At 43.0% G+C, this 22,897-nt stretch carries 15 protein-coding genes; 5 read left to right on the forward strand and 10 right to left on the reverse strand.

The window, feature by feature from the left end; all coding sequences use genetic code 11:
- Positions 1-86: 86 nt before the first annotated feature.
- Positions 87-1,673 carry a glycoside hydrolase family 10 protein gene (locus HMPREF9010_RS00710; RefSeq protein ID WP_004314180.1) on the reverse strand — a complete coding sequence of 529 codons (1,587 nt, stop codon included), beginning with the start codon at positions 1,671-1,673 and terminating at the stop codon, positions 87-89.
- 16 nt (positions 1,674-1,689) lie between these two features.
- On the opposite strand from HMPREF9010_RS00710, the gene uvrA reads away from it, so the two are divergent.
- Positions 1,690-4,461: an excinuclease ABC subunit UvrA gene (gene uvrA, locus HMPREF9010_RS00705; RefSeq protein WP_008651857.1), complete on the forward strand. Its 2,772-nt coding sequence runs from the start codon at positions 1,690-1,692 to the stop codon at positions 4,459-4,461.
- Positions 4,462-4,660: 199 nt separating this feature from the next.
- Here the strand turns inward: uvrA and HMPREF9010_RS00700 are convergent, their stop codons facing one another.
- Genes HMPREF9010_RS00700 through HMPREF9010_RS00690 form a run of 3 tightly spaced genes read right to left on the reverse strand, consistent with a single transcriptional unit; the run spans position 4,661 to position 6,808 of the window.
- A complete protein-coding gene (locus HMPREF9010_RS00700; RefSeq protein ID WP_004327036.1) occupies positions 4,661-5,146 on the reverse strand; it encodes an outer membrane beta-barrel protein in 486 nt (161 codons plus the stop codon).
- A 4-nt stretch (positions 5,147-5,150) separates the two neighbouring features.
- Complete coding sequence (locus tag HMPREF9010_RS00695; RefSeq protein WP_004327038.1) at positions 5,151-5,381, reverse strand: hypothetical protein; 231 nt, start codon at positions 5,379-5,381, stop codon at positions 5,151-5,153.
- The gene (locus tag HMPREF9010_RS00690; RefSeq protein WP_008651860.1) at positions 5,378-6,808 is read right to left on the reverse strand and encodes a carbon starvation protein A; all 1,431 of its coding nucleotides are present in this window, start codon (positions 6,806-6,808) and stop codon (positions 5,378-5,380) included. The genes HMPREF9010_RS00695 and HMPREF9010_RS00690 overlap by 4 nt, the downstream gene beginning before the upstream one ends.
- A 107-nt stretch (positions 6,809-6,915) precedes the next feature.
- Here HMPREF9010_RS00690 and HMPREF9010_RS00685 point away from each other — a divergent pair, with 107 nt between their 5' ends.
- Entirely contained in the window at positions 6,916-8,367 is a 1,452-nt protein-coding gene (locus HMPREF9010_RS00685; RefSeq protein ID WP_004304437.1) for a glycoside hydrolase family 10 protein, read from the forward strand.
- 232 nt (positions 8,368-8,599) lie between these two features.
- On the opposite strand, the gene HMPREF9010_RS00680 is transcribed toward HMPREF9010_RS00685, so the two are convergent.
- Entirely contained in the window at positions 8,600-9,799 is a 1,200-nt protein-coding gene (locus HMPREF9010_RS00680; protein ID WP_008651862.1) for a hypothetical protein, read from the reverse strand.
- A gap of 162 nt (positions 9,800-9,961) precedes the next feature.
- Between HMPREF9010_RS00680 and HMPREF9010_RS00675 the strand changes: the two genes are divergently transcribed.
- Complete coding sequence (locus HMPREF9010_RS00675; protein WP_008651863.1) at positions 9,962-11,140, forward strand: ATP-binding protein; 1,179 nt, start codon at positions 9,962-9,964, stop codon at positions 11,138-11,140.
- 32 nt (positions 11,141-11,172) lie between these two features.
- Positions 11,173-14,721, forward strand: a complete 3,549-nt coding sequence (gene nifJ, locus HMPREF9010_RS00670) for a pyruvate:ferredoxin (flavodoxin) oxidoreductase (protein ID WP_008651866.1) — start codon at positions 11,173-11,175, stop codon at positions 14,719-14,721.
- Positions 14,722-14,886: 165 nt separating this feature from the next.
- Here the strand turns inward: nifJ and HMPREF9010_RS00665 are convergent, their stop codons facing one another.
- From HMPREF9010_RS00665 to HMPREF9010_RS00650, 4 genes are all read right to left on the reverse strand, one after another.
- Positions 14,887-15,750: a glycine betaine ABC transporter substrate-binding protein gene (locus HMPREF9010_RS00665; RefSeq protein ID WP_008651869.1), complete on the reverse strand. Its 864-nt coding sequence runs from the start codon at positions 15,748-15,750 to the stop codon at positions 14,887-14,889.
- Positions 15,751-15,798: 48 nt separating this feature from the next.
- A complete protein-coding gene (locus tag HMPREF9010_RS00660) occupies positions 15,799-16,626 on the reverse strand; it encodes an ABC transporter permease (protein WP_008651872.1) in 828 nt (275 codons plus the stop codon).
- Positions 16,623-17,849, reverse strand: a complete 1,227-nt coding sequence (locus HMPREF9010_RS00655; protein ID WP_008651874.1) for a glycine betaine/L-proline ABC transporter ATP-binding protein — start codon at positions 17,847-17,849, stop codon at positions 16,623-16,625. The genes HMPREF9010_RS00660 and HMPREF9010_RS00655 overlap by 4 nt, the downstream gene beginning before the upstream one ends.
- A 297-nt stretch (positions 17,850-18,146) precedes the next feature.
- A complete protein-coding gene (locus tag HMPREF9010_RS00650) occupies positions 18,147-18,485 on the reverse strand; it encodes an MGMT family protein (RefSeq protein WP_008651876.1) in 339 nt (112 codons plus the stop codon).
- 170 nt (positions 18,486-18,655) lie between these two features.
- Here HMPREF9010_RS00650 and HMPREF9010_RS00645 point away from each other — a divergent pair, with 170 nt between their 5' ends.
- Positions 18,656-19,948 (forward strand): LruC domain-containing protein, encoded by a 1,293-nt coding sequence (locus HMPREF9010_RS00645; protein ID WP_008651877.1) that lies wholly within the window; start codon positions 18,656-18,658, stop codon positions 19,946-19,948.
- 78 nt (positions 19,949-20,026) lie between these two features.
- On the opposite strand, the gene HMPREF9010_RS00640 is transcribed toward HMPREF9010_RS00645, so the two are convergent.
- Complete coding sequence (locus tag HMPREF9010_RS00640) at positions 20,027-22,897, reverse strand: substrate-binding domain-containing protein (protein WP_008651878.1); 2,871 nt, start codon at positions 22,895-22,897, stop codon at positions 20,027-20,029.

A 22,897-nucleotide genomic window follows, 5' to 3' on the forward strand; every position in this document is an offset into this window, starting at 1 on the left:
AAAAACAGTAAACAAAAAAACGGTGAATAAACTGCGTTATCATTCAGCAGAGTGTTCACCGTTTTATCGTTGTTTATTCTATACCTTTACAGTTTTAACTTCTTACTTACGGATTTCGATTCATTATGTAAACGATCTAAAGCAGTCACTACATAACGGTATTTTGTCTTTCCTGTTTCATAAGGAAGTTTGTAGAACGGATTGCGGGTGATAGCTACAATATGTGAAGGATCGTCCAAATTCACCTTCTCTTTGCTGCCAAAGCGATAGACTACATATCTAACAGCCTTATCCATCTCCGTATCGGCTTTCGGAGCAGTCCAGAAAAGAATATAGCCGTCTTCCGTCCATACCTTTTTCATTTTACGCACCTTGTCCGGAGCTTTATCATCCATAAAATCAAAGACTGGGACCAAAGCCGGATACTTATGATATTCACTGATTAAAGCATCGCGATATCTACCCTGATTCTCAACAACAGCTGCCGCATACCATTGACAACTGCCTCCAATTGTTTGGTAAGCACGTTGCAAAGCCATCTTACGGGGAAGCTGATTGATAGAAGGATTCTGCGGATCGGCAAACTGAACAGTCTTTGGCACCGACTGGCCAATGAACAACGGCCGGTTTTCCGAATGAGTAGCCCACCATTTCACCAATGTCTCATAGTCAGCCGCTTTATGGCCGATTTCCCAGTAAATCTGCGGAATATTATAATCAATCCATCCTTCACGTGCCCAAAGCAGTACATCGGCATAAAGATCATCATAGTTTTGCAAGCCATTGGTATTACTTCCCAACGGGTCACTCTTCTGGTTACGATAGATACCAAACGGACTGACACCAAACTTCACCCAAGGCTTGATGCCACGAATCGTTTCGTGAAGCTTCTTTATCAACACATTCACATTACTACGACGCCAATCTGCCTTATTGGTGAAACCTCCACCATAACGGGCGAAACTTGCATCATCCGGAAAATCCAATCCATTAACCGGATAAGGATAGAAATAATCATCCATGTGAATAGCATCTACATCATAACGAGACACAATATCGGTCACAATTTTACAGATATGCTCCCGGCTTTCGGGAAGTGCCGGATCGAAATATAGCTGATCGCCATAAGTAACAAACCATTCCGGATGCTGGTGATAAATATGCTCCGGCGCCAACTTATTTTTTAATGAGGTCTTCACACGGTAAGGATTGATCCAGGCATGAAACTCCATATTCCGTTTCTGACATTCTTCAATCATAAACTGCATCGGATCCCACATAGGAGAAGGCATCTGACCTTGCGTTCCTGTCAGAAAACGACTCCACGGTTCATGCTGGGAAGCATATAATGCATCCGCTTCAGGGCGTACCTGAAAGATGATTGCGTTAATACCAGCTTCCTGAAGAGAGTTCAACTGACTAATCAATATTTGTTTCAGCCTCTCTGTGGGAATGCCACGAAACTGACCGTTAACAGCTTGTATCCACGCTCCACGGAATTCACGTTTAGGATATTTATTGCCTGATGGCACCTGTGCCCTCACTCCTACCACCAGAAGAAGAGCTAAAAGTAAAAGATAGTTTTTCAGCTTCATAATATTCTTAAATCGTAATAATGTGACGCAAAGATAATACAAACTCCCGATAAATTCGCTAACTTTGCCGACTACCATAAAAAAGGAGTATTTTATGTCAGAAAACAACTATATTTCGATCAAAGGCGCACGCGTCAACAACCTAAAAAACATCGATGTAGATATTCCCCGCAACAAGCTTGTTGTCATCACCGGATTATCGGGTTCGGGAAAATCATCTCTTGCTTTTGATACGCTCTACGCAGAAGGACAACGCCGCTACGTGGAAAGTTTAAGCAGCTATGCGCGCCAGTTCCTGGGGCGAATGAGCAAACCGGAATGTGACTTTATCAAAGGGATTCCTCCCGCCATTGCTATCGAACAAAAAGTGAACAGCCGCAATCCCCGTTCTACTGTGGGCACCTCGACTGAAATTTACGAATATCTACGCCTGTTATATTCACGGGTAGGGAAAACGTATAGCCCCATCAGCGGACAAGAAGTAAAGAAGCACTCTACAGAAGACATTGTCAACTGCATGCTCTCATACCCGGAAGGTACAAGATATACGGTACTGACACCCATCCGCCTGCGTGAAGACCGCACCTTGCAACAGCAACTGGAGATAGACCTGAAACAAGGGTTCAACCGTATCGAAGTGAACGGTGAGATGAAGCGTATTGATGAATATACGCCTGTGGCAGGTGATGAAGTATATCTACTGGTGGACCGTATGGCTGTTGCCAACAGCAAAGACGCCATCAGCCGACTGACTGATTCTGCCGAAACAGCCATGTATGAAGGCGACGGAACCTGTATGCTGCGTTTTTTTCTATCGGATGGAACTACGAAACTTCATACTTTCAGCACTAAATTCGAAGCGGACGGCATCATCTTTGAAGAACCGAACGACCAGATGTTTTCATTCAACTCGCCTATCGGCGCTTGTCCGGCGTGCGAAGGATTCGGCAAAGTAATCGGCATCGACGAGCACTTAGTCGTTCCGGATCGTTCATTATCGGTGTATGAAGGAGCTATCGTATGCTGGCGTGGCGAAAAGATGGGTGAATGGAAAGAAGAATTAATTCATAATGCGGAGAAATTCGACTTCCCCATTTTCACTCCTTATTATGAGTTGACAGACGCGCAACGCAGGTTACTTTGGGAGGGCAACCAATATTTCCACGGCATCAATGATTTTTTCAAGATGCTGGAAGAGAATCAATATAAGATACAATACCGGGTGATGCTGGCGCGTTACCGGGGAAAGACGCTTTGCCCGAAATGCCACGGCACCCGCCTGAAACCGGAAGCCGGATATGTACGAGTGGGTGGAAAAAACATTTCCGAACTGGTAGATTTGCCTATCACAGAGCTGAAGGAATTCTTCGATCATTTGGAACTGGACGAACACGACAACAACGTATCCCGACGTATCCTGGTTGAAATAAATAGCCGGATTCGTTTTCTAATTGATGTAGGTTTGGGCTATCTGACTTTGAACCGGCTTAGTAATTCCTTATCGGGTGGAGAGAGCCAGCGTATCAATCTGGCAACCTCGCTGGGAAGTAGCCTTGTAGGTAGTCTTTATATTCTCGATGAACCAAGTATCGGACTGCATAGCCGTGACACAGACCGTCTGCTCCATGTGTTGCGTCAACTGCAACAATTAGGAAATACGGTAGTGGTGGTAGAGCACGATGAAGAAATTATCCGTGCAGCCGATTACATTATCGACATAGGTCCCAATGCCGGACGCCTAGGTGGAGAAGTTGTCTACCAGGGAGATATGAAGGATTTAAAGAAGGGAAGCAACAGTTATACGGTACGTTATCTTTTAGGAGAAGATGAAATACCCGTTCCGAAGCATCGCCGGCCATGGAATAACTATATAGAATTGAAAGGCGCACGTGAGAATAATCTGAAAGGAGTAAACGTACGTATCCCTCTCAATGTAATGACAGTTGTTACGGGTGTTTCCGGTTCCGGGAAAAGTACATTGGTGAGAGATATTTTCTTCCGGGCATTGAAACGTGAATTAGACGAATGTAGTGACCGACCGGGAGAATTCTCTTCAATCGGAGGAAGTTTGCGTGACCTGCGGAATGTAGAATTTGTAGACCAGAACCCGATTGGCAAATCATCGCGCTCAAATCCGGTGACTTACATCAAGGCTTACGACGAAATCCGCAAACTATGGTCCGAACAGCCTTTGGCGAAACAAATGGGATATACCCCCGGATTCTTCAGTTTCAACAGTGAAGGCGGACGTTGCGAAGAATGTAAGGGGGAAGGAACCATCACCGTAGAAATGCAATTTATGGCAGACTTAGTGTTGGAGTGTGAATCTTGTCACGGAAAACGGTTCAAGTCTGATACGCTGGAAGTGAAATTCAACGATAAAAGCATCTACGATGTGTTGGAGATGACCGTCAATCAGGCGGTTGAGTTCTTTAACGAACATGGACAAAAGAAAATTGTGAAGAAGTTACTTCCTTTGCAGGATGTAGGACTGGGATATATTAAATTAGGACAGTCGTCTTCCACTCTTTCCGGTGGTGAAAACCAACGTGTCAAACTAGCATTCTATTTGAGCCAGGAGAAAGCCGACCCGACGATGTTTATCTTTGACGAGCCGACTACCGGACTTCATTTCCATGATATTCGCAAACTTCTGGATGCTTTCGACGCACTGATTCGCCGGGGACACAGTATCGTTATCATTGAACATAATATGGATGTCATCAAATGTGCCGATTATGTAATCGATCTCGGACCGGAAGGTGGAGATAAGGGTGGAAACATTGTAGCAGTGGGCACTCCGGAAGAAGTTGCCGCCTGCGGAGCAAGTTATACAGGACAATTCTTAAAAGAAAAACTCCGCTAATAAATGATAATTTTAGGGTTCACCACAGAGGCCACGGAGAACACAGAGTTCTTCTCTCTTTTTTCCGTAAGTAAAACAGAGCGATAAATACGATGATAAATACGTGAGACTCTGTGTTATTCTATAGTGAATAAAAATAGTAAACCTCTGTGTCCTCCGTGTCCTCTGTGGTGAAATATAAATTCCTATTTACAGCTAATTAAAAGTAGAATCCGAATCCTATCTTCACACCGAAACGTGAATTATCAGAATCATCAAAACGCCATTTATAATAAACTGCCGGTTCGATCGTTACAGTTTTGGAGAGAAAGTACGCATATCCGGCTTCAATGCCCAATCCCCAATCGTTGTTATGGCTACCACCCTTGTAACGGACCCGTTCCCAGTCAAAACCACCCCCAAGATAAATCCCCGTTGTATTGAAATAACAACGCATTCCTGTACCTAGTGTATATGTATCCTTCGGTTGCGACCAGTCTGCTCCAATATTTACCATCAAAGCAAAACCATCTGCCAAAAATGTACCGGCTTGCGCACCAATACCAAACTTGGCATCATCATTTTTACTGTAAGAAAAATCCAGTCCTGTCACAGAAGGGTTGAGAATCATCGTTCCTTTCTCAAATTGTGCCTGCGCAGTAAAAGAGACTGCTAATAAGCAAAGAACCAAAGCTAATTTCTTCATAAACTTATTTTTTTAAGTGAATAGATTGTTCGTCTTTTTTGCGGCGTTCACGCATTTGTTCCTTTTTTCGAAGCACCAGCCAAAGAAGGAGGACGATGACATAAGAAACCACCACCGTAATTATTTTTTCTGTCAGGCTGACTTCCGTATTACGAGGCAACAAATAAGCCGCTGTTACGGATACATAAATAAGGAATGCAAGCGCAACTCCTGTCGATTTTCTTATTTTCTTCATTCTGATAATTTTCTTGTTTTTTGCTTGCTTATCCAGATATAGAACCAAACTGCCGCAACTACTACACACGCTATACCAACGCCATAGGAAACTGCATGCGAAAGCCCCAATCCTTCAGGAGCAATACATATATAAGTAGAACATACACATGTCATAAACAGTGCCGGTATCAAAGTGATGATATAAGTTTTCTTAGATACCGCCAGAAAAACCGTTATAGCCCACAAGGTAAACACAGCCAGCGTCTGATTCGCCCAGGCAAAATAACGCCATATCATATTAAATCCGTTTGCGTCACGCAAGCTATACAAAAGCAGACCGATAGCAAGGACAAACATCGGAATGCAAATATATAAACGACAGCGCATACTTTTTTGTTCCATACCCAGGAAGTCTGCCACAATCAGACGTGCCGAACGAAAAGCCGTATCACCCGAAGTAATCGGAGCGGCAATCACTCCCAAAATGGCAAGTACGCCTCCGACAGCTCCCAGCCACTCCTTCGTTATAGAATCTACAATAACGGAAGCATTGCTTTCTTCCATTCCGTTTTCATGGAAAAAGTAAGTAGCGGCAGCAGCCCAAATAAGAGCAACAATGCCCTCGGTAATCATTGCACCGTAAAACACCGGACGTCCATGCCGTTCCGAGGTCATACAACGTGCCATCAACGGGCTTTGCGTAGCATGAAAACCCGAAATGGCACCACATGCAATACTCACAAACATAATCGGAAAAATAGGAAGCTCACTTGCTTCGGGATTTGTATTTTGCAAACCATCCCAAAGTTCAGGCAAAGCCGGATGGTTAACGTAGAGCATCACCAAAATGCCTACTGCCATAAACAACAAGGCAACCGCAAATATAGGATATATTTTACCTATTATTTTATCAACAGGAAGTAGGGTCGCCAAAATATAATAGAGGAATACAACCACAATCCAAAACGTAGCATCCAAACTTTCCGGAGTGAGTTTTGCCAACAGTCCGGCAGGCCCCGCAACGAAAACCGACCCCACCAGAATCATTAAAATGACAGTGAATCCTCTCATCACCTGCTTGGTAGTCAGTCCCAAATAACGTCCTATTATTTCCGGCAGACTTTCACCTCCATTACGCAAAGAAAGCATTCCGGCAAAATAATCATGCACTGCACCCGCAAAAATACTTCCCAACACAATCCACAAGTATGAAGAGCTACCAAATTTCGCTCCCATGATTGCTCCGAAAATAGGACCTAATCCGGCAATATTAAGAAATTGAATCATGAAAATCTTCCAAGTGGGCAATGGAATATAGTCCACTCCATCAGCCTTTGTAAGAGCCGGTGTTTTACGGTCATCAGGACCAAAGACGCGTTCCATCAGGCGTCCGTACGTAAAATAGCCTACTACCAGTGCCAGCAGGCATAGAGTAAATGTAATCATAGCGTGTCGTTTTTTAGCTTGGCAAATGTAACATAATCTCACGAAACAGCCCAACAATACCGACACTTTTACTAACTTTGCAGGGATTTAAAACAAAAATAAAGAATATGCGTCGATATATTTTCATTCTTTCACTTTTGTTTCCTTTCCTCTCAATGGTTGCGCAACCCAAACATGAAGTTCGTGCCGCATGGGTCACAGCGGTGTACGGACTGGATTGGCCTCGTACACGTGCAACAACTCCCCAAACAATTCGCAAACAGAAAGAAGAGTTAATAGATATTCTTGATAAGTTGAAGGCTGCCAACTTCAACACTGTCCTATTTCAAACCCGTACACGTGGAGATGTATTATATCCTTCAGCAATCGAACCATTCAATTCAATCTTAACTGGAAAGACAGGAGGAAACCCCGGCTATGATCCACTGGCTTTCGCCGTTGAGGAATGTCATAAACGGGGAATGGAATGTCACGCCTGGATGGTAACTATTCCGCTGGGGAATAAGAAACATGTTGCTTCGCTCGGAAGTCAGTCCGTCACCAAGCGGATGAAAGATATCTGTGTCCCTTACAAAAGTGAATATTTCCTCAACCCAGGGCATCCGGCTACGAAAGAGTATTTGATGAAACTGGTACGGGAAGTCGTAAGCGGTTATGATGTGGACGGAGTACATTTTGACTATCTGCGTTATCCGGAGAATGCTCCCCTTTTCCCCGATAAATATGATTTCCGCCGATATAATAAAGGACGTACGCTGGATCAGTGGCGCCGGGATAATATCTCCGAGATTGTACGTTATATATATAAAGGTGTAAAAGCGATGAAGCCTTGGGTAAAGGTAAGTACCTGTCCGGTAGGAAAATACCGGGATACATCACGTTATCCTTCCCGTGGATGGAATGCTTTCTTTACCGTTTATCAGGACCCACAAGGCTGGATGGGAGAAGGGATTATGGACCAGATTTATCCGATGATGTATTTCCAAGGAAACAATTTCTATCCTTTTGCTCTCGACTGGCAGGAACAAAGTAACGGACGACAGGTGGTTCCGGGACTTGGCATTTATTTTCTTCATCCTGATGAGGGTAAATGGACACGTGACGAAATTGATCGTCAGATGAACTTCATCCGCAGTCAGAAAATGGCAGGTGAAGGACATTACCGGGTGAAATATCTTATGGAAAATACACAAGGTATCTACGATGAATTGGCTGAGAATTTCTATGCATATCCAGCTTTACAGCCTCCTATGCCTTGGCTGGACAATGTTCCGCCTACGGCTCCGTCCGAACTAAAGGTTACTGATATCAACAATGGATATACGGAATTAAAGTGGCAGGCTGCTACCGACAATGATTCGCGTAATAATCCGATGTATGTCATTTATGCATCAAATGAATTTCCAGTAGATACTAATCGCCCGGAGAACATTGTTGCACAAGGCGTTCGGGAGACAAGTTATATCTATGCTCCTATCCTACCCTGGAATGCTAAGAAACATTTCGCAGTTACGGCTATTGACCGTTGCGGAAACGAAAGTGCGGCGGTACAGAAGTAAAATAAACATGCCTATACTGGTATGAACTTCCCAGCAAAATAATCTAGTTCTACTTCATTCCAGTTTTCCGGAATGGAATGATTAACAATAACAAGTAAGGCGAACGATAGTCACATGGCATGTGATTACTTGTTTCATGCAATGAAACTTTTTGTTTCTCGGTGTGGAACCAATGGTTTCACTGCATGAAACTATCAGTTTCACACCGAGAAACCATAACTTCGATATAATATCACAAAAACACGCTTTTTGAGATAAACACCCACGCCCGATAACTACTCTTTTTATGAGCCGGCACCAATGACAAATAGCCTGATTTTATTCTTCCTTGTTCTATTTCCAAAGGATAAGCCTCCTCCATTTCTTTGTGTGCTCTCCAGGCTGTTCCTTCCGTAGGGTAATAGCTTATTTGAAAAGCTCCTGTTGAAGTAGGATAGATATAATGGTCATAAATATGACGCGCCACCACTCCCATATTCATCCGCAAGTTGATTTCCACGCAGGGATGAATACGATAAACAGGGGAATCCGGGAAACGGCAGATCATCATATCCACTCCCAAATAACCATTATAAATAGTTCCGAACCGAAGAAGCAACTCTTGTTCAAGACGGTTACGCAGCTTATAAATTTCTTCAACAGGGATATATTCCGAAAGGTTCCGTTCGATGGCAGCATCCGAAATCAGCAAATTACCCTCATATGCCCCACTCCCACCCGTACGGAATTGAGAATATCCGGCAAAGTCAAATCTACCGTTACCCGAAGAACGAAATTCCATAGCGAAATCTTCCATCTTATTATATAAAGGTTCACCAATAACACCTCCTTGCTGATTGCCAATGCGTGAGCACCAACCGGAAATGGAAGGAGTATATACACCTTTGCACCAGTTCAATCCTTTTCCACTACCGGATAAAGGAGCTTTCAGTAAACAAGTATCATGTGATTCTACAAATGACTTCCATTCTTCGGGAAACGTCAGGTAAAAAGACTCTCCACAAAAACAGGCTCCCAGTTGTAGCTGTGGTAATAATCCCACAGCGCAGGAACGATGGGAACAGAAACGCAGTTTATCCAATTGCTCAATAGAAGGAAGCTCGCTTTCTTCCACTCCCAAATCCAACAGTCGTTTTCTTATTGCTATATCCCAGCCCCAAGGACGAATATCCAAATTCCGCTCCGAAGCAAGTTCAGGTTCTGTCATCAAATCAACCGAAAGTCCTAATAATTCCTGTATCTTCTTCACATAGTCGAGATTATAAGCGGAAGGAGCCAATACAACACTTCCCTCTTCCGCATACCACATCGGCAACAAAGCCAATTCGGATGCCATTTGCCGGGCGGAAGCCGGTGCCATATAGTTTGTTTCACCGCTGGCTAACGCCAAATCATGTTCCGGATTGAATATATAAAGAGCCTTTTTTGTCATTTTAAACGAATTCAAAACTTTATTCTGCAAATATATACAGGAAATAGTCAGGAATGGCTACAATAAACAGAAAGTTGGAATTAAAAGCACAATTTTGCCATCTCTACTTTGCAAATCCTAAAAAAAGCAGTATATTTGCCACCCGAAAAACAAAGAACTGAAATGGAATCATTCTATCGCACACACGCCTACCTCGTTGAGCACACCAATGCCCCCGTTCGCCGCGATCTTATGGACGAGATCGACTGGAGCGACCGCCTGATTGGTATCAAAGGGACACGTGGCGTAGGAAAAACCACTTTCCTTCTCCAATACGCCAAAGAAAAATTCGGGAACGACCGCTCCTGCCTGTTCATCAACATGAACAACTTCTACTTCTCTGGCCACAGCATTGTAGATTTTGCTAACGAATTCCAGAAACGTGGTGGAAAAGTATTGTTGATCGACCAAGTGTTCAAACACCCGGAATGGAGCAGAGAGTTGCGCATGTGTTACGACCGTTTTCCTAATTTGAAGATTGTCTTTACCGGCTCATCCGTAATGCGACTGAAAGAGGAAAATCTTGAACTGCGTGATATTGCAAAGAGCTATAACCTGCGCGGATTCTCTTTCCGTGAATTCCTGAACTTGCAGACAGGCATGAAATTCAGGGCATACAGCCTCGAAGAAATTCTTAGCACTCACGAACAGATTGCCAAAGGAGTACTCTCCAAAGTTCGTCCGCTGGATTACTTCCAGGATTACCTGCATCATGGATTCTATCCATTCTTCCTCGAGAAGCGTAACTTTTCGGAGAATCTGCTGAAAACAATGAACATGATGGTAGAAGTAGATATCCTGCTCATCAAACAAATTGAACTGAAATATCTTTCAAAGATAAAAAAATTGCTATATTTGCTCGCTGTCGACGGACCGAAGGCTCCGAATGTGAGCCAACTGGCAAGCGACATACAGACATCTCGCGCCACGGTGATGAACTATATCAAGTATCTGGCAGATGCGCGACTCATTAATCTGGTTTATCCGAAAGGGGAAGAATTCCCTAAAAAACCGTCGAAGATAATGATGCACAACTCCAACCTGATGTACTCCATCTATCCGGTGAAAGTGGAGGAGCAGGATGTGCTCGACACATTCTTTGCAAATTCTTTATGGAAAGACCATAAGGTACATAAAGGAGATAAAAACGTCTCTTTTATGGTGGACGAAGTAATGCCGTTCAAAATTTGCCAGGAAGGCGCAAAGATCAAGAACAATCCGAATGTGACGTACGCGTTGCATAAGGCTGAAATAGGTCGGGGCAACCAGATACCTCTCTGGATGTTCGGCTTTTTATATTAAAAGATTTATTTACTTAAATATTTAATTTAGTTATGACTAAACAGAAGAAATTCATCACTTGTGATGGTAACCAGGCTGCAGCACATATCTCGTATATGTTCTCTGAAGTAGCGGCTATCTACCCCATCACTCCTTCTTCGACTATGGCTGAGTACGTAGACGAATGGGCTGCCGCAGGACGTAAGAACATCTTCGGCGAAACAGTATTGGTACAGGAAATGCAATCTGAAGGTGGTGCTGCCGGTGCAGTTCACGGTTCTCTTCAGGCTGGTGCGTTGACTACTACTTACACTGCTTCTCAGGGTCTTCTCCTGATGATCCCTAACATGTACAAAATTGCCGGTGAGTTCTTGCCTTGCGTATTCCATGTATCTGCTCGTACATTGGCTTCTCACGCATTGTGTATCTTCGGTGACCACCAAGACGTAATGTCAGCTCGTCAGACTGGCTTTGCGATGTTGGCTGAAGGCTCTGTACAGGAAGTTATGGATTTGGCTGGTGTTGCTCACTTGGCTACCATCAAATCCCGCGTTCCATTTATGAACTTCTTCGATGGTTTCCGTACATCTCACGAAATCCAAAAGATTGAAATGTTGGAAAATGATGATCTTGCTCCGCTGATCGACCAGGAAGCTTTGGCAGAATTCCGTGCCCGCGCACTGAATCCGATGAAACCGGTAGCTCGTGGTATGGCTGAAAATCCTGACCATTTCTTCCAACATCGTGAATCATGCAACAACTACTATGAAGCAGTTCCTGCTATCGTAGAAGAATACATGAATGAAATTTCTAAGATTACAGGTCGTAAATACGGTTTGTTCGATTACTATGGTGCAGAAGATGCAGAACGCGTAATTATCGCTATGGGTTCTGTAACAGAAGCTGCCCGCGAAGCTATCGACCACTTGGTAGCAAACGGCGAAAAAGTGGGTATGGTTGCCGTACACTTGTATCGTCCGTTCTCTGCTAAGCACTTCCTGGCCGCTGTACCTAAGACTGCCAAAACTATCGCAGTTCTTGACCGTACTAAAGAACCGGGTGCTAACGGTGAGCCTCTTTATCTTGACGTTAAAGACTGCTTCTACGGTGCAGAAAATGCTCCGGTTATCGTTGGCGGTCGCTACGGTTTGGGTTCAAAAGATACTACTCCTGCTCAAATCCTTTCAGTATTCGAAAACTTGGCTATGCCAATGCCAAAGAACCACTTCACTATCGGTATCGTAGACGACGTTACTTTCACTTCTCTTCCTCAAAAAGAAGAAATCGCTTTAGGCGGCGAAGGTATGTTCGAAGCTAAATTCTACGGTTTGGGTGCTGACGGTACAGTAGGTGCTAACAAGAACTCTGTGAAGATTATCGGTGACAACACCGACAAACACTGCCAGGCTTACTTCTCTTACGACTCTAAGAAATCTGGTGGTTTCACTTGTTCTCACCTGCGTTTCGGTGACACTCCGATCCGTTCCACTTATTTGGTTAATACTCCAAACTTCGTAGCTTGCCACGTTCAGGCTTACCTGCACATGTACGATGTAACTCGTGGTTTGCGTAAGAACGGTTCTTTCTTGCTGAACACAATCTGGGAAGGTGAAGAACTGGCTAAGAACCTGCCTAACAAGGTTAAGAAATATTTCGCACAGAACAACATTTCTGTATACTATATCAACGCAACACAGATTGCACTGGAAATTGGTTTGGGTAACCGTACCAATACTATCCTTCAATCTGCCTTCTTCCGTATCACAGGCGTTATTCCTGTAGAACAAGCTGTTGAGCAGATGAAGAAATTCATCGTTAAGTCTTACGGTAAGAAGGGTGAAGACGTTGTCAACAAGAACTATGCTGCCGTTGACCGTGGTGGTGAATACAAGACTTTGGCTGTTGATCCTGCTTGGGCTAACCTGCCGGATGACGCTAAAGCTGAAAACAATGATCCTGCATTCATCAACGAAGTAGTTCGTCCGATCAATGCACAAGACGGTGACTTGTTGCCAGTATCTGCATTCAAGGGTATCGAAGACGGTACTTGGTATCAAGGTACTTCTAAATACGAAAAACGTGGTGTAGCCGCATTCGTTCCCGAATGGAATCCTGAAAACTGTATCCAATGTAACAAGTGTGCATACGTTTGTCCTCACGCTTCTATCCGTCCGTTCGTACTCGATGCTGAAGAGCAGAAGGGTGCTAAGTTCGAACAACTGAAAGCGGTAGGTAAAGTATTCGATGGTATGACATTCCGTATTCAGGTTGACGTTCTCGACTGTCTGGGTTGTGGTAACTGTGCTGACATCTGTCCGGGTAATCCGAAGAAAGGTGGCAAAGCATTGACAATGAAACACCTCGAAAGCCAATTGGCTGAAGCTGACAACTGGACTTACTGTGCTGAAAACGTGAAGACTAAACAACATCTTGTTGATATCAAGTCTAACGTGAAGAACTCACAGTTCGCTACTCCGTTGTTCGAGTTCTCTGGTGCTTGCTCTGGTTGTGGTGAAACTCCGTACGTGAAATTGATTTCTCAATTGTTCGGTGACCGTGAAATGGTTGCTAACGCTACCGGATGTTCTTCTATCTACTCTGGTTCAGTTCCTTCTACTCCGTATACTACAAACGAAAACGGACACGGTCCTGCTTGGGCTAACTCACTGTTCGAAGACTTCTGTGAATTCGGTCTGGGTATGGAATTGGCTAACGAAAAGATGCGTGCCCGTATCGTGAAAGTGATGAACGAAGCTATTGCTGCTGACTGTACTCCTGCTGAAGTGAAAGAACTATTCGCTGAATGGATCAACAATATGCTGGATGCAGACAAGACTAAGGAATTGGCTGCTAAGATCATTCCTATTGTTGAAGCTAACAAAGATAAATGCAACCACTGCAAACAAATCGCTGAACTGCAACAATATCTTGTTAAACGCAGCCAGTGGATCATTGGTGGTGACGGTGCTTCTTATGATATCGGCTACGGTGGTCTTGACCATGTAATCGCTTCCGGTAAGGACGTTAACATCCTCGTTCTGGATACTGAAGTTTACTCTAACACAGGTGGTCAGTCTTCTAAGGCTACTCCGGTAGGTGCTATCGCTAAGTTCGCTGCTGCTGGTAAGCGCGTACGTAAGAAAGACCTCGGTCTGATGGCTACTACTTATGGTTATGTATATGTTGCACAGATCGCTATGGGTGCTGACCAAGCTCAAACTCTGAAAGCTATCCGTGAAGCTGAAGCATATCCTGGACCATCTTTGATTATCGCTTACGCTCCGTGTATCAACCACGGTCTGAAAGCAGGTATGGGTAAGAGTCAGGAAGAAGAAGAAAAGGCCGTTAAGTGCGGTTACTGGCACTTGTGGCGTTACAACCCTGCTTTGGAAGAAGAAGGCAAGAACCCATTCCAGTTGGATAGCAAAGAACCGAACTGGGAAGAATTCCAAGGTTTCTTGAAGGGTGAAGTTCGTTACGCTTCTGTAATGAAACAATATCCTACTGAAGCTGAAGAACTGTTCAAGGCTGCTGAAGAAAACGCAAAATGGCGTTATAACAGTTACAAACGTTTGGCTAGAGAAAACTGGGGTGCTGAATAATTAATCACACTCAGATAAATATAAAAAGGGAGTCATGCATTGAGCAGACTCCCTTTTTTATGTCTAAGCCAATTTCATATCTAGGCCGGTTTTGAATCAATTTTAGACCGTTTTTACTCTTATTCAACTACAGATTCGCATTATTTAATCAGTCTATTCATCTATTTATTCCTTTGATTTCGGTATCCAGCTATCAACCAGTTCCCGGTGTTCATCCCTCCATTTACGGGCTATTTCTTCTTCATCCATCCGGGCATCCTTCATAGCTGTCATAAAAGAGCTAAGTTCTTCTGTCGTTAATTTGATATTACCGAAAAATTCAGCGGCAAACGGGTCTTTTTCGCTGAAACCTTTCCAGGCAATGGCATGTATTTCTTCCAAATCTCCATATACTTTCTTCGGATCATCCAGGAATTTCAAGTCAAACTGATCGAACATCCAATGTGGTGTCCAACCTGTAATGACAATCCATTCTCCCTTATCCATCGCTTTTTTCAAAGATGCCAACATGGTTGAACTACTTGAAGTCATAAGAGCATATCCGTCAAGTCCATAAGCAGCAATGGCCTTATCCGTAGTCTTCATAATTCCTGCCCCGGCATCAATTCCCACTATTTCAGAAGAGAAACGGTCTTTATAATCTGCCAGTTCACTAATAGATTGAATCGTGACATATTCAGGTACGACCAGCCCGATGCGAGCTTCTTCATATACCTCACCCAAGAATTCGATGCTATCACCATATTGGTCCATATAATCTTTCATCGTTATCGGTAGCCAGGCATCCAGAAAGACATCTGACTTTTTCCGAGACATGGATACAAAAACAGGGGCAAGATCCGCATTTTGCAGTTCAACCTCATATCCATGTTCCTCCAATACCACCTTAGCCAAATGACTCATGGCAATGCCTTCCAGCCAATTGGCATAAGCTATTTTTACTTTTTTCTTATTTGGGTCGGAATTCGTGCAGGAAGCTAGCAAAAGCAGCGCGGACAGTACTATTCCTACTAATTTATATATTCTCATTTTTCTTCCTTTCTATTTTTAGTCCTTTTGGGTTTAGTTCTTTCCATTTTAATCCTGTTTATTTTTTCTTCCTGCCATTCCTTGTGTGATACGGTCCAGAATGATAGCCAAAATAACAACTGCTATACCACCTTCAAACCCAAGTCCGATTTTCATTTGGGTAATACCTTTCAATACGATTTCTCCTAAACCACCGGCAGCAATCATTGCAGCGATTACGACCATAGAAAGTGACATCATTATTGTCTGGTTTACACCAGTCAGGATGGTGGGCAGCGCCAAAGGAAGCTGTACTTTATATAACAGCTGCCAACGGGTAGCTCCGAACGAACGGGAAGCTTCCACTACATTTTTAGGAACCTGCCGGATTCCCAACCCGGTAAGACGGACCACAGGAGGCATGGCAAATATGATTGTCGCAAAAACTCCGGGCACTGTTCCCAATCCGAAGAACAAAACAGCAGGAATCAGATAGACAAAGGCAGGCATTGTCTGCATCAAATCGAGAATAGGGCGAAGTATTTTATCCGCACGCGGACTGTTGGCTGTCCATATTCCTAAAGGTACTCCAAAAATCAGAGCCAGGCAGGTAGATGATAAAACGAGAGCCAGAGTTTGCATGGTTGCCTCCCAAAACCCCATTCCATAAATCAATAATAATCCTAATACGGTAAAAATGGAAATACCCCGTCCTGCCTTTACCCATGCAATTGCGGCAAGTACCAAAATCGTCAGATAAAATGGAATTCCGAAAAGAATGTGTTGGAAACCTGTAATGAAACTACCGATGCCTGTATTCACGGCATCAAAGAATGTGGAAAAATGTACCATCATCCAATTGATGGCAATTTCTATATATTGTCCTATATTTATCATAAGTCTATTGCGTTTTGAATTATTTCATTTATTTCTTCTTTATCTTTCCCGGTCACTTCTATGATTAAGGATGAAAGTGGGATTGTTCCCAAGAACTCGTGTGTTTCATCTATCACCCATACCGGTGAATTGCTCTTTGTCATTAGAGGAAGTATATCCTCGAGCACTGTATCACACAACACTGAATGTACTTCTTTACGCACAACCGCTTCAATGGATTTTTCCTGTTTGCTACGCAGCTTAAGCAAATCGTTCAAATGTACTTCTCCGACCAGTTTATCGTCGGCATCTATTACTGGTAATACAGTTATATTCTTCGCACGCATCTTACGAATCAAAACTTCGGGACCTTCTTTCTTCAGACGGGCTACCAACGGTTTGTCAATCATTAAAGAAGAGGCGGTAATAATTTTGCTCCTGTCCACGTTTTCAACAAAACGGGCTACATAATCGTTAGCCGGTTCAGTCAGGATTTCCTCCGAAGTACCTACCTGCACCACTTCTCCGTCTTTCATAATTGCAATACGGTCACCTAGTTTAATCGCTTCACTCAAGTCGTGGGTAATAAAGACAATCGTCTTTTTCATCTTTGATTGCAAGGCCAGTAGTTCATCCTGCATCTGCACGCGAATCAGAGGATCGAGTGCAGAGAAAGCCTCATCCATTAAAAGTACTTCGGGATTATTGGCCAGGGCACGTGCCAGTCCGACACGCTGTTGCATACCACCGGAAAGTTCACCTACCATCTGATTCTCATATCCTTTCAGCCCGACTAGCTTCATACTTTCCATGGCTTTCTTTTCACGCTCTTCTTTCTTCACTCCCTGAAGTTCAAGGCCGAACGCAATATTACTCAATACAGAACGGTGAGGCAACAAACCGAAATTCTGAAAAACCATCGCCAGCTCTTTCCGGCGAACCTGCAACAATTCCTTTTCGGATATTTTAGATATATCTACTCCATTTACAAGCACTTGTCCGGCTGTAGGACGTATCAGACGATTGATACAACGCAGTAATGTCGATTTTCCACTTCCCGAGAGCCCCATTATCACAAAAAACTCTCCTTCATTTATTGAAAGATTGGCGTCTTTCACTCCTACCGTACAACCGGTATCTTTCAGTATTTCCGCCTTACTCTTATCTTTTTTCAGCATCTTGAGTGCTTTCTGCTTCTCGTGACCAAAGATAAGGTACAAATCCTTTATTTCTATTTTACTCATATAATATATTGGTTTAGATTATAATATTTGTTTTGTTCTCAACTGCTGCGTCCATTATTCTCACTTACGATAAACAAGTTGAATATCCGCATGGTTCAATCCTGTCACATGGCAACATGACAATCCGATGAGTTTCTTAATGATAAAAAAACAGACTGAGTAGTTTAAAAGGAATAGAATTTGATAAGATTATCCTCTCAATGAACAGTAAAAAACAGTATTTTCATAAATAAATAACAGTCTGTTCTTGCATATTGTTGGCACAAAGGTAAGGAAAATAGATTAAACATGCAAATTTTATTCAGAAGTGGAGTAATTCCAAAGATGCTTTTTCAGGTCTACACATCCATTTTGCTTGAAAGAAATCCCCTCTTCCAGCAAAAGCCGCTTTTGCTCTGTCCAACCGGGTACAAGGCGTCCCGACACATTGACAACCCGGTGACAGGGTGCAGATAAATCATCCGGAATCTGCTTCAAAGCACGCCCCACCATACGGGAACATTGAGGCATTCCCAATAATGCTGCGATTCCTCCATAGGTAGAAACCTTACCTACCGGAATTTCCCGGACAACCTGATACACCTCTCGACAAAAGGATGCGGAAAGGCTCGCCTTGTCTACTTTATAATCTTTCATCACCCAGATTTCACTTATTTCATTCCCAAAGCTAAATAAAAAGAAGAGAATCTGCAAATAATAAGATCGCATCAAATAAAATATGCAACTTTACTTGTTTCTTATACAAATAATACCGACCTTTGTAACCATAAAACAACCCGATTATTAACAAGACAAACACTACCGTCATGAAAAGAAAAAACATTCTATTCACTTCTTGTTTGTTAGGAGCACTTGCTTTCAGCTCCTGTGAGAAGAACCTCTACGATGAAAGTAAACAACCTGAAAAAGAAATTCAAGTAAAAGACTTGGATATACCCGCAGACTTTGAGTGGAAATTAACTCAAGTAGCAGGAGGAACAGTAACAGCTACCATTCCCACTATGGTTTCTTTCTTCCTAGATGAAGCATGCAGTAATGAAGAGAAAGTAGCAACCATTCCTGTAGATACAGAAATCTCAAGTCTCCCTTTAAGTATTCCGACCTGCGTAAATACATTGTATGCCCAATACGAAACCAACGCTAACGGAACAAGAAAAGTGTCCATACCTGTCAATGCAGATGGAAGTTTCTCATTAAATATCACCGATGATGTTAAAGCTAACACTACTCGGGCAATCACTCGTGGACACGATATAGAAGATGATATAGCACACAAAGGAGGAGTTATCTATCACCCTAAAGACGGTTGGGGAACAATCATGTTCGAAGACCAATTCCCATCATTGGGCGATTATGACTTTAATGATTTTGTAGTTAATTATAAGGTACAGTTCCAAGGTATTAAGAAGATTGATCATGAATATACCGCACAGTTTATACAAATAGGATTACGTCTAAAGGCTATTGGAGGGATATTTCCTTATTCTCCGTATTTAAGGCTAAAAGAAATAAATTCTGACGAAGTGGAAAATATAGAGGTTTATGAAACTAAAAATATGAACCCTATACCTGATAAAGTAGCACTTATCCCTGACAAACATCTTATTATTGATTATAGTCCTTTAATAAAGAATCTGGCTAAACCTGCAGGCAGTCAATATTATAATACAGAGAAGAATGCTTTGGTTACTACAAATGATTTACCGGAGATTCATATTCTGATCGAATTAAAGAAAAGAAAAGAAGTAAAGGAAATATTAGAAGACGATGAGCTCGACTTATATTTAAAACGGAATGATAATGGAATAGAAATCCATATGAATGGTATCGAACCGATAATTTACCAATATCCATTCAATAACAAAAATCTGTTGCCGATATATACAAACGGAGACGAAGAAGATGACAACTATTATTTTAGCGCAGAACGCCTAATTTGGGGATTAAGAGTACCAGGTAATGCAGCGCATGCTATTGAGAAAGCGGATTTCTTAAAGGCCTATAAAGGATTCGCAAAATGGGCGCAAAGCAGCGGCAAAAACGAACAGAACTGGTATAATCAAGGAAATGCAGATAAAAGTTTATTGATTTACAATTAACCCATATAAATAAATCCCGGTAAGTATTGAAAACTCAAATTACTGGGATTTATTATATCTTGGCGCAAATAGCTAATGCTATCCTTTCCGCTTCAACAGATCCGTCGGGCTTTCTCCAAACTGTTCCCGATAACATTTGGTAAAATAAGAGGGAGAACTGAAACCAACCTCATAACCAATCTCCGCCACTGTCATATCCGAGGAAGCAAGCAAAGAAGCTGCTTTTTTCAAACGGGCGATGCGAAGCAATTCATTCGGAGAATAATTAGTCAGGGATTTGATTTTACGATAGAGTTGCACACGGCTTAATCCCATATCTTTGCCCAAGTCTTCCACATTCAGATTAGAGTCTCCCATCTTAGCCTCAATCAAAGCCTTGAATTTCTCCACAAAGTCTTTGTCCATATCGCAGACATCTTCTTTGGCCAATGTCTGCCCGTCACCAAAGAATTGTTTCAGACGACGATGTGAGTCTATCAGGTTGCGGACACGTGCCACCAGTAATTGCGAACTGAAAGGTTTGGATATATAGGAGTCTGCTCCGCCATCATATCCTTGAATCCGTTGTTCGTCCAGAGAACAGGCTGTCAACAGAATGACAGGGATATGACACGTTTGCAATTCGCTTTTCAAGCGACGACAACATTCAATTCCATCTATTCCGGGCATCATTACGTCGGAGATAATCAAATCCGGGACATATTTCATAGCTTTACGAATACCTTCCGAGCCGTCTGCAGCTTCTATAACAGTATAATCAGTATGAAGCAATCCATGCACATATAAGCGAATATCAGCGTTATCATCAATAATCAGAACGCAAGGTTTGGAAGAGTCGTAACTTTTTTCCAAATCCTCTTCTTCGTAAGTTAAAGCATCATTCAAGCTCGAAGAACCGGAATAACCGGAAGTTGCAGGAGTTGCCGGAATCCCAGCAACGGCAGAGGTTGCAGCATCGGTGGAGGTTACAGAAGTAGCAGGCACAGAGAATGCCGGAGAGTTTTCTGAAACAACAGTCTCGCAAGTCTGTACAGGCAAATCAACGGTAAAAATAGTACCTTGCTTTTCATCACTTTCCACCGTGATGGTACCTTTATGCAATTCCACAAAAGCCTTTACCAATGCCAGTCCAATACCCGAACCGGCATGGTGCATATCTATCTTATAAAAACGGTCGAAAATATTCCGGATATGCTCCGCAGAAATCATTGAACCGGTATTGGCAACGGTAAAGCGAATCCAGCAATGATCGTCTTTAGTCAGGGAAGATAAGCGTACAGTTACTTTTCCGTTTTCCGGAGTAAATTTGAAAGCGTTGGAAAGGAGGTTGAAATAGATGCGTTCCAATTTCTCTGCATCTGCCAACGTGCGGTAATCCGTATCCGGCATATAATCGAATGAGAAATGAATATGTTTCTTCCGGGCTGCAGCCATGAAAGATTCGTTCCATCCCTCAAAAGAAGAAAGAATGTCTAACGAAATAGGAGTATATTCCATTTTTCCATTCTCATACTTACGAAAATCCAGAATCTGATTGACAAGACGCAAGAGGATATTCACGTTTCGCTGAACTAACAATAACATTCGTCGCTGGTCTTCATTCAAAGACGAATCAGCCAGTAAATGCTCTACCGGGTCGGCAACTAATGTCAGTGGAGTACGAAAATCGTGAGATATATTTGTGAAGAAAACCAGCTTGGCATGAGTCGCTTCTTCCAGTTGGTGAGAAAGCTGGATAAGCTGATCCCGCTGTTCCTCAAGTTTGTCCCGCTGTTCTTCAAGAATATCCCGCTGCTCTTCGAGTTTATCGCGTTGTTGCTCTACTTGTTTCTTCTGTTCGGACAACTCTTTATTCAGGCGATTCTTGGAACGGAGGGATTTATAAACTACCAATAACAATCCCGCTACTAATAAAAGAATAACCAAGCCGCCATACATCACGACCTGCTGCGTAGCTACACGCGACAGATACCCACCGATACGTCCGTTCAATGTTTCAATCTTCTGATCCAGTTCCGAGATATGGGTAGTCTGAAGTTGCATAACGTGCGCGTTCGTGCGGTCTACAACGGCAGTATTCATGACCGTTTCGCGAGGATAAGGCTTCTTCTCAAGAATATTCATAGCCAGTTGCATCACTTTGTCCCCATTAGTCGGATAAATAAAAGTTGCATCCAGCACATTGTCAAGCACCAATTCAAGCCCATTTCCTTTGCCGGGCAGTGCATCAATGCCAACAAAAATCATTTCTTTTTCACGTCCGGCTTTCTTCGCAGCCTGATAAGCTCCCGGAGCGATACGGTCGTTATGTGCATACACCGCATCAATCTTCGGATGACGGCGAAGCATACTATCCATTTCCACTTCTGCCGGTTCACGTTCCCAAGCAGCATCCGCTTTATCAATCAGTTTGATATCCGGATAATTGCTGATAGCGGCCATAAATCCCTGATGGCGTTCCATGGCAGGGGTGGAACCACCCAGTCCGGTAAGCTCCACTACATTCCCTTTCCCTTTCAGACTTGATGCGATATAATTTCCTACCGCACGACCTATTTCATAATTATCGGCACCGATATAGGCAGTATATTTATCAGAAAGTATCTTCCGGTCTACAAGAATGACGGGTATTCCTTTCTGATAGGCCTCCTCCACAATTGGAGTCATGGGAGCCGCTTCATTGGCGGAAATTATCAGTAAATCAACTCCTTTATCTATAAAATAATGAACATCTTCCGCCTGCTTACGGTTATCATCCGCCGCCGAGCGGATTTCAACCGATACTCCATCATAAAACATCGCTTCACGAAGAATCTCATCATTCATCTTGTGCCGCCAAGAGTCATCGCTGCATTGGGCCACCCCAATACGGAAACGAGGCGCATCCTGCCGACAGGCCGCCAAGCCCAAAAGACAAAACAAGACTGTTATCCACTTCGTATATTTCAT

This window comes from Bacteroides sp. 3_1_23, from assembly GCF_000162555.1.
Taxonomy (GTDB): Bacteria; Bacteroidota; Bacteroidia; order Bacteroidales; family Bacteroidaceae; genus Bacteroides; species Bacteroides ovatus.

Coding starts and splice junctions, on each gene's coding strand:
- HMPREF9010_RS00710 (WP_004314180.1), bottom strand. CDS start 1,673: ATGGTAGTCGGCAAAGTTAGCGAATTTATCGGGAGTTTGTATTATCTT.
- uvrA (WP_008651857.1), top strand. CDS start 1,690: ATGTCAGAAAACAACTATATTTCGATCAAAGGCGCACGCGTCAACAAC.
- HMPREF9010_RS00700 (WP_004327036.1), bottom strand. CDS start 5,146: ATGAAGAAATTAGCTTTGGTTCTTTGCTTATTAGCAGTCTCTTTTACT.
- HMPREF9010_RS00695 (WP_004327038.1), bottom strand. CDS start 5,381: ATGAAGAAAATAAGAAAATCGACAGGAGTTGCGCTTGCATTCCTTATT.
- HMPREF9010_RS00690 (WP_008651860.1), bottom strand. CDS start 6,808: ATGATTACATTTACTCTATGCCTGCTGGCACTGGTAGTAGGCTATTTT.
- HMPREF9010_RS00685 (WP_004304437.1), top strand. CDS start 6,916: ATGCGTCGATATATTTTCATTCTTTCACTTTTGTTTCCTTTCCTCTCA.
- HMPREF9010_RS00680 (WP_008651862.1), bottom strand. CDS start 9,799: ATGACAAAAAAGGCTCTTTATATATTCAATCCGGAACATGATTTGGCG.
- HMPREF9010_RS00675 (WP_008651863.1), top strand. CDS start 9,962: ATGGAATCATTCTATCGCACACACGCCTACCTCGTTGAGCACACCAAT.
- nifJ (WP_008651866.1), top strand. CDS start 11,173: ATGACTAAACAGAAGAAATTCATCACTTGTGATGGTAACCAGGCTGCA.
- HMPREF9010_RS00665 (WP_008651869.1), bottom strand. CDS start 15,750: ATGAGAATATATAAATTAGTAGGAATAGTACTGTCCGCGCTGCTTTTG.
- HMPREF9010_RS00660 (WP_008651872.1), bottom strand. CDS start 16,626: ATGATAAATATAGGACAATATATAGAAATTGCCATCAATTGGATGATG.
- HMPREF9010_RS00655 (WP_008651874.1), bottom strand. CDS start 17,849: ATGAGTAAAATAGAAATAAAGGATTTGTACCTTATCTTTGGTCACGAG.
- HMPREF9010_RS00650 (WP_008651876.1), bottom strand. CDS start 18,485: ATGAAAGATTATAAAGTAGACAAGGCGAGCCTTTCCGCATCCTTTTGT.
- HMPREF9010_RS00645 (WP_008651877.1), top strand. CDS start 18,656: ATGAAAAGAAAAAACATTCTATTCACTTCTTGTTTGTTAGGAGCACTT.
- HMPREF9010_RS00640 (WP_008651878.1), bottom strand. CDS start 22,897: ATGAAATATACGAAGTGGATAACAGTCTTGTTTTGTCTTTTGGGCTTG.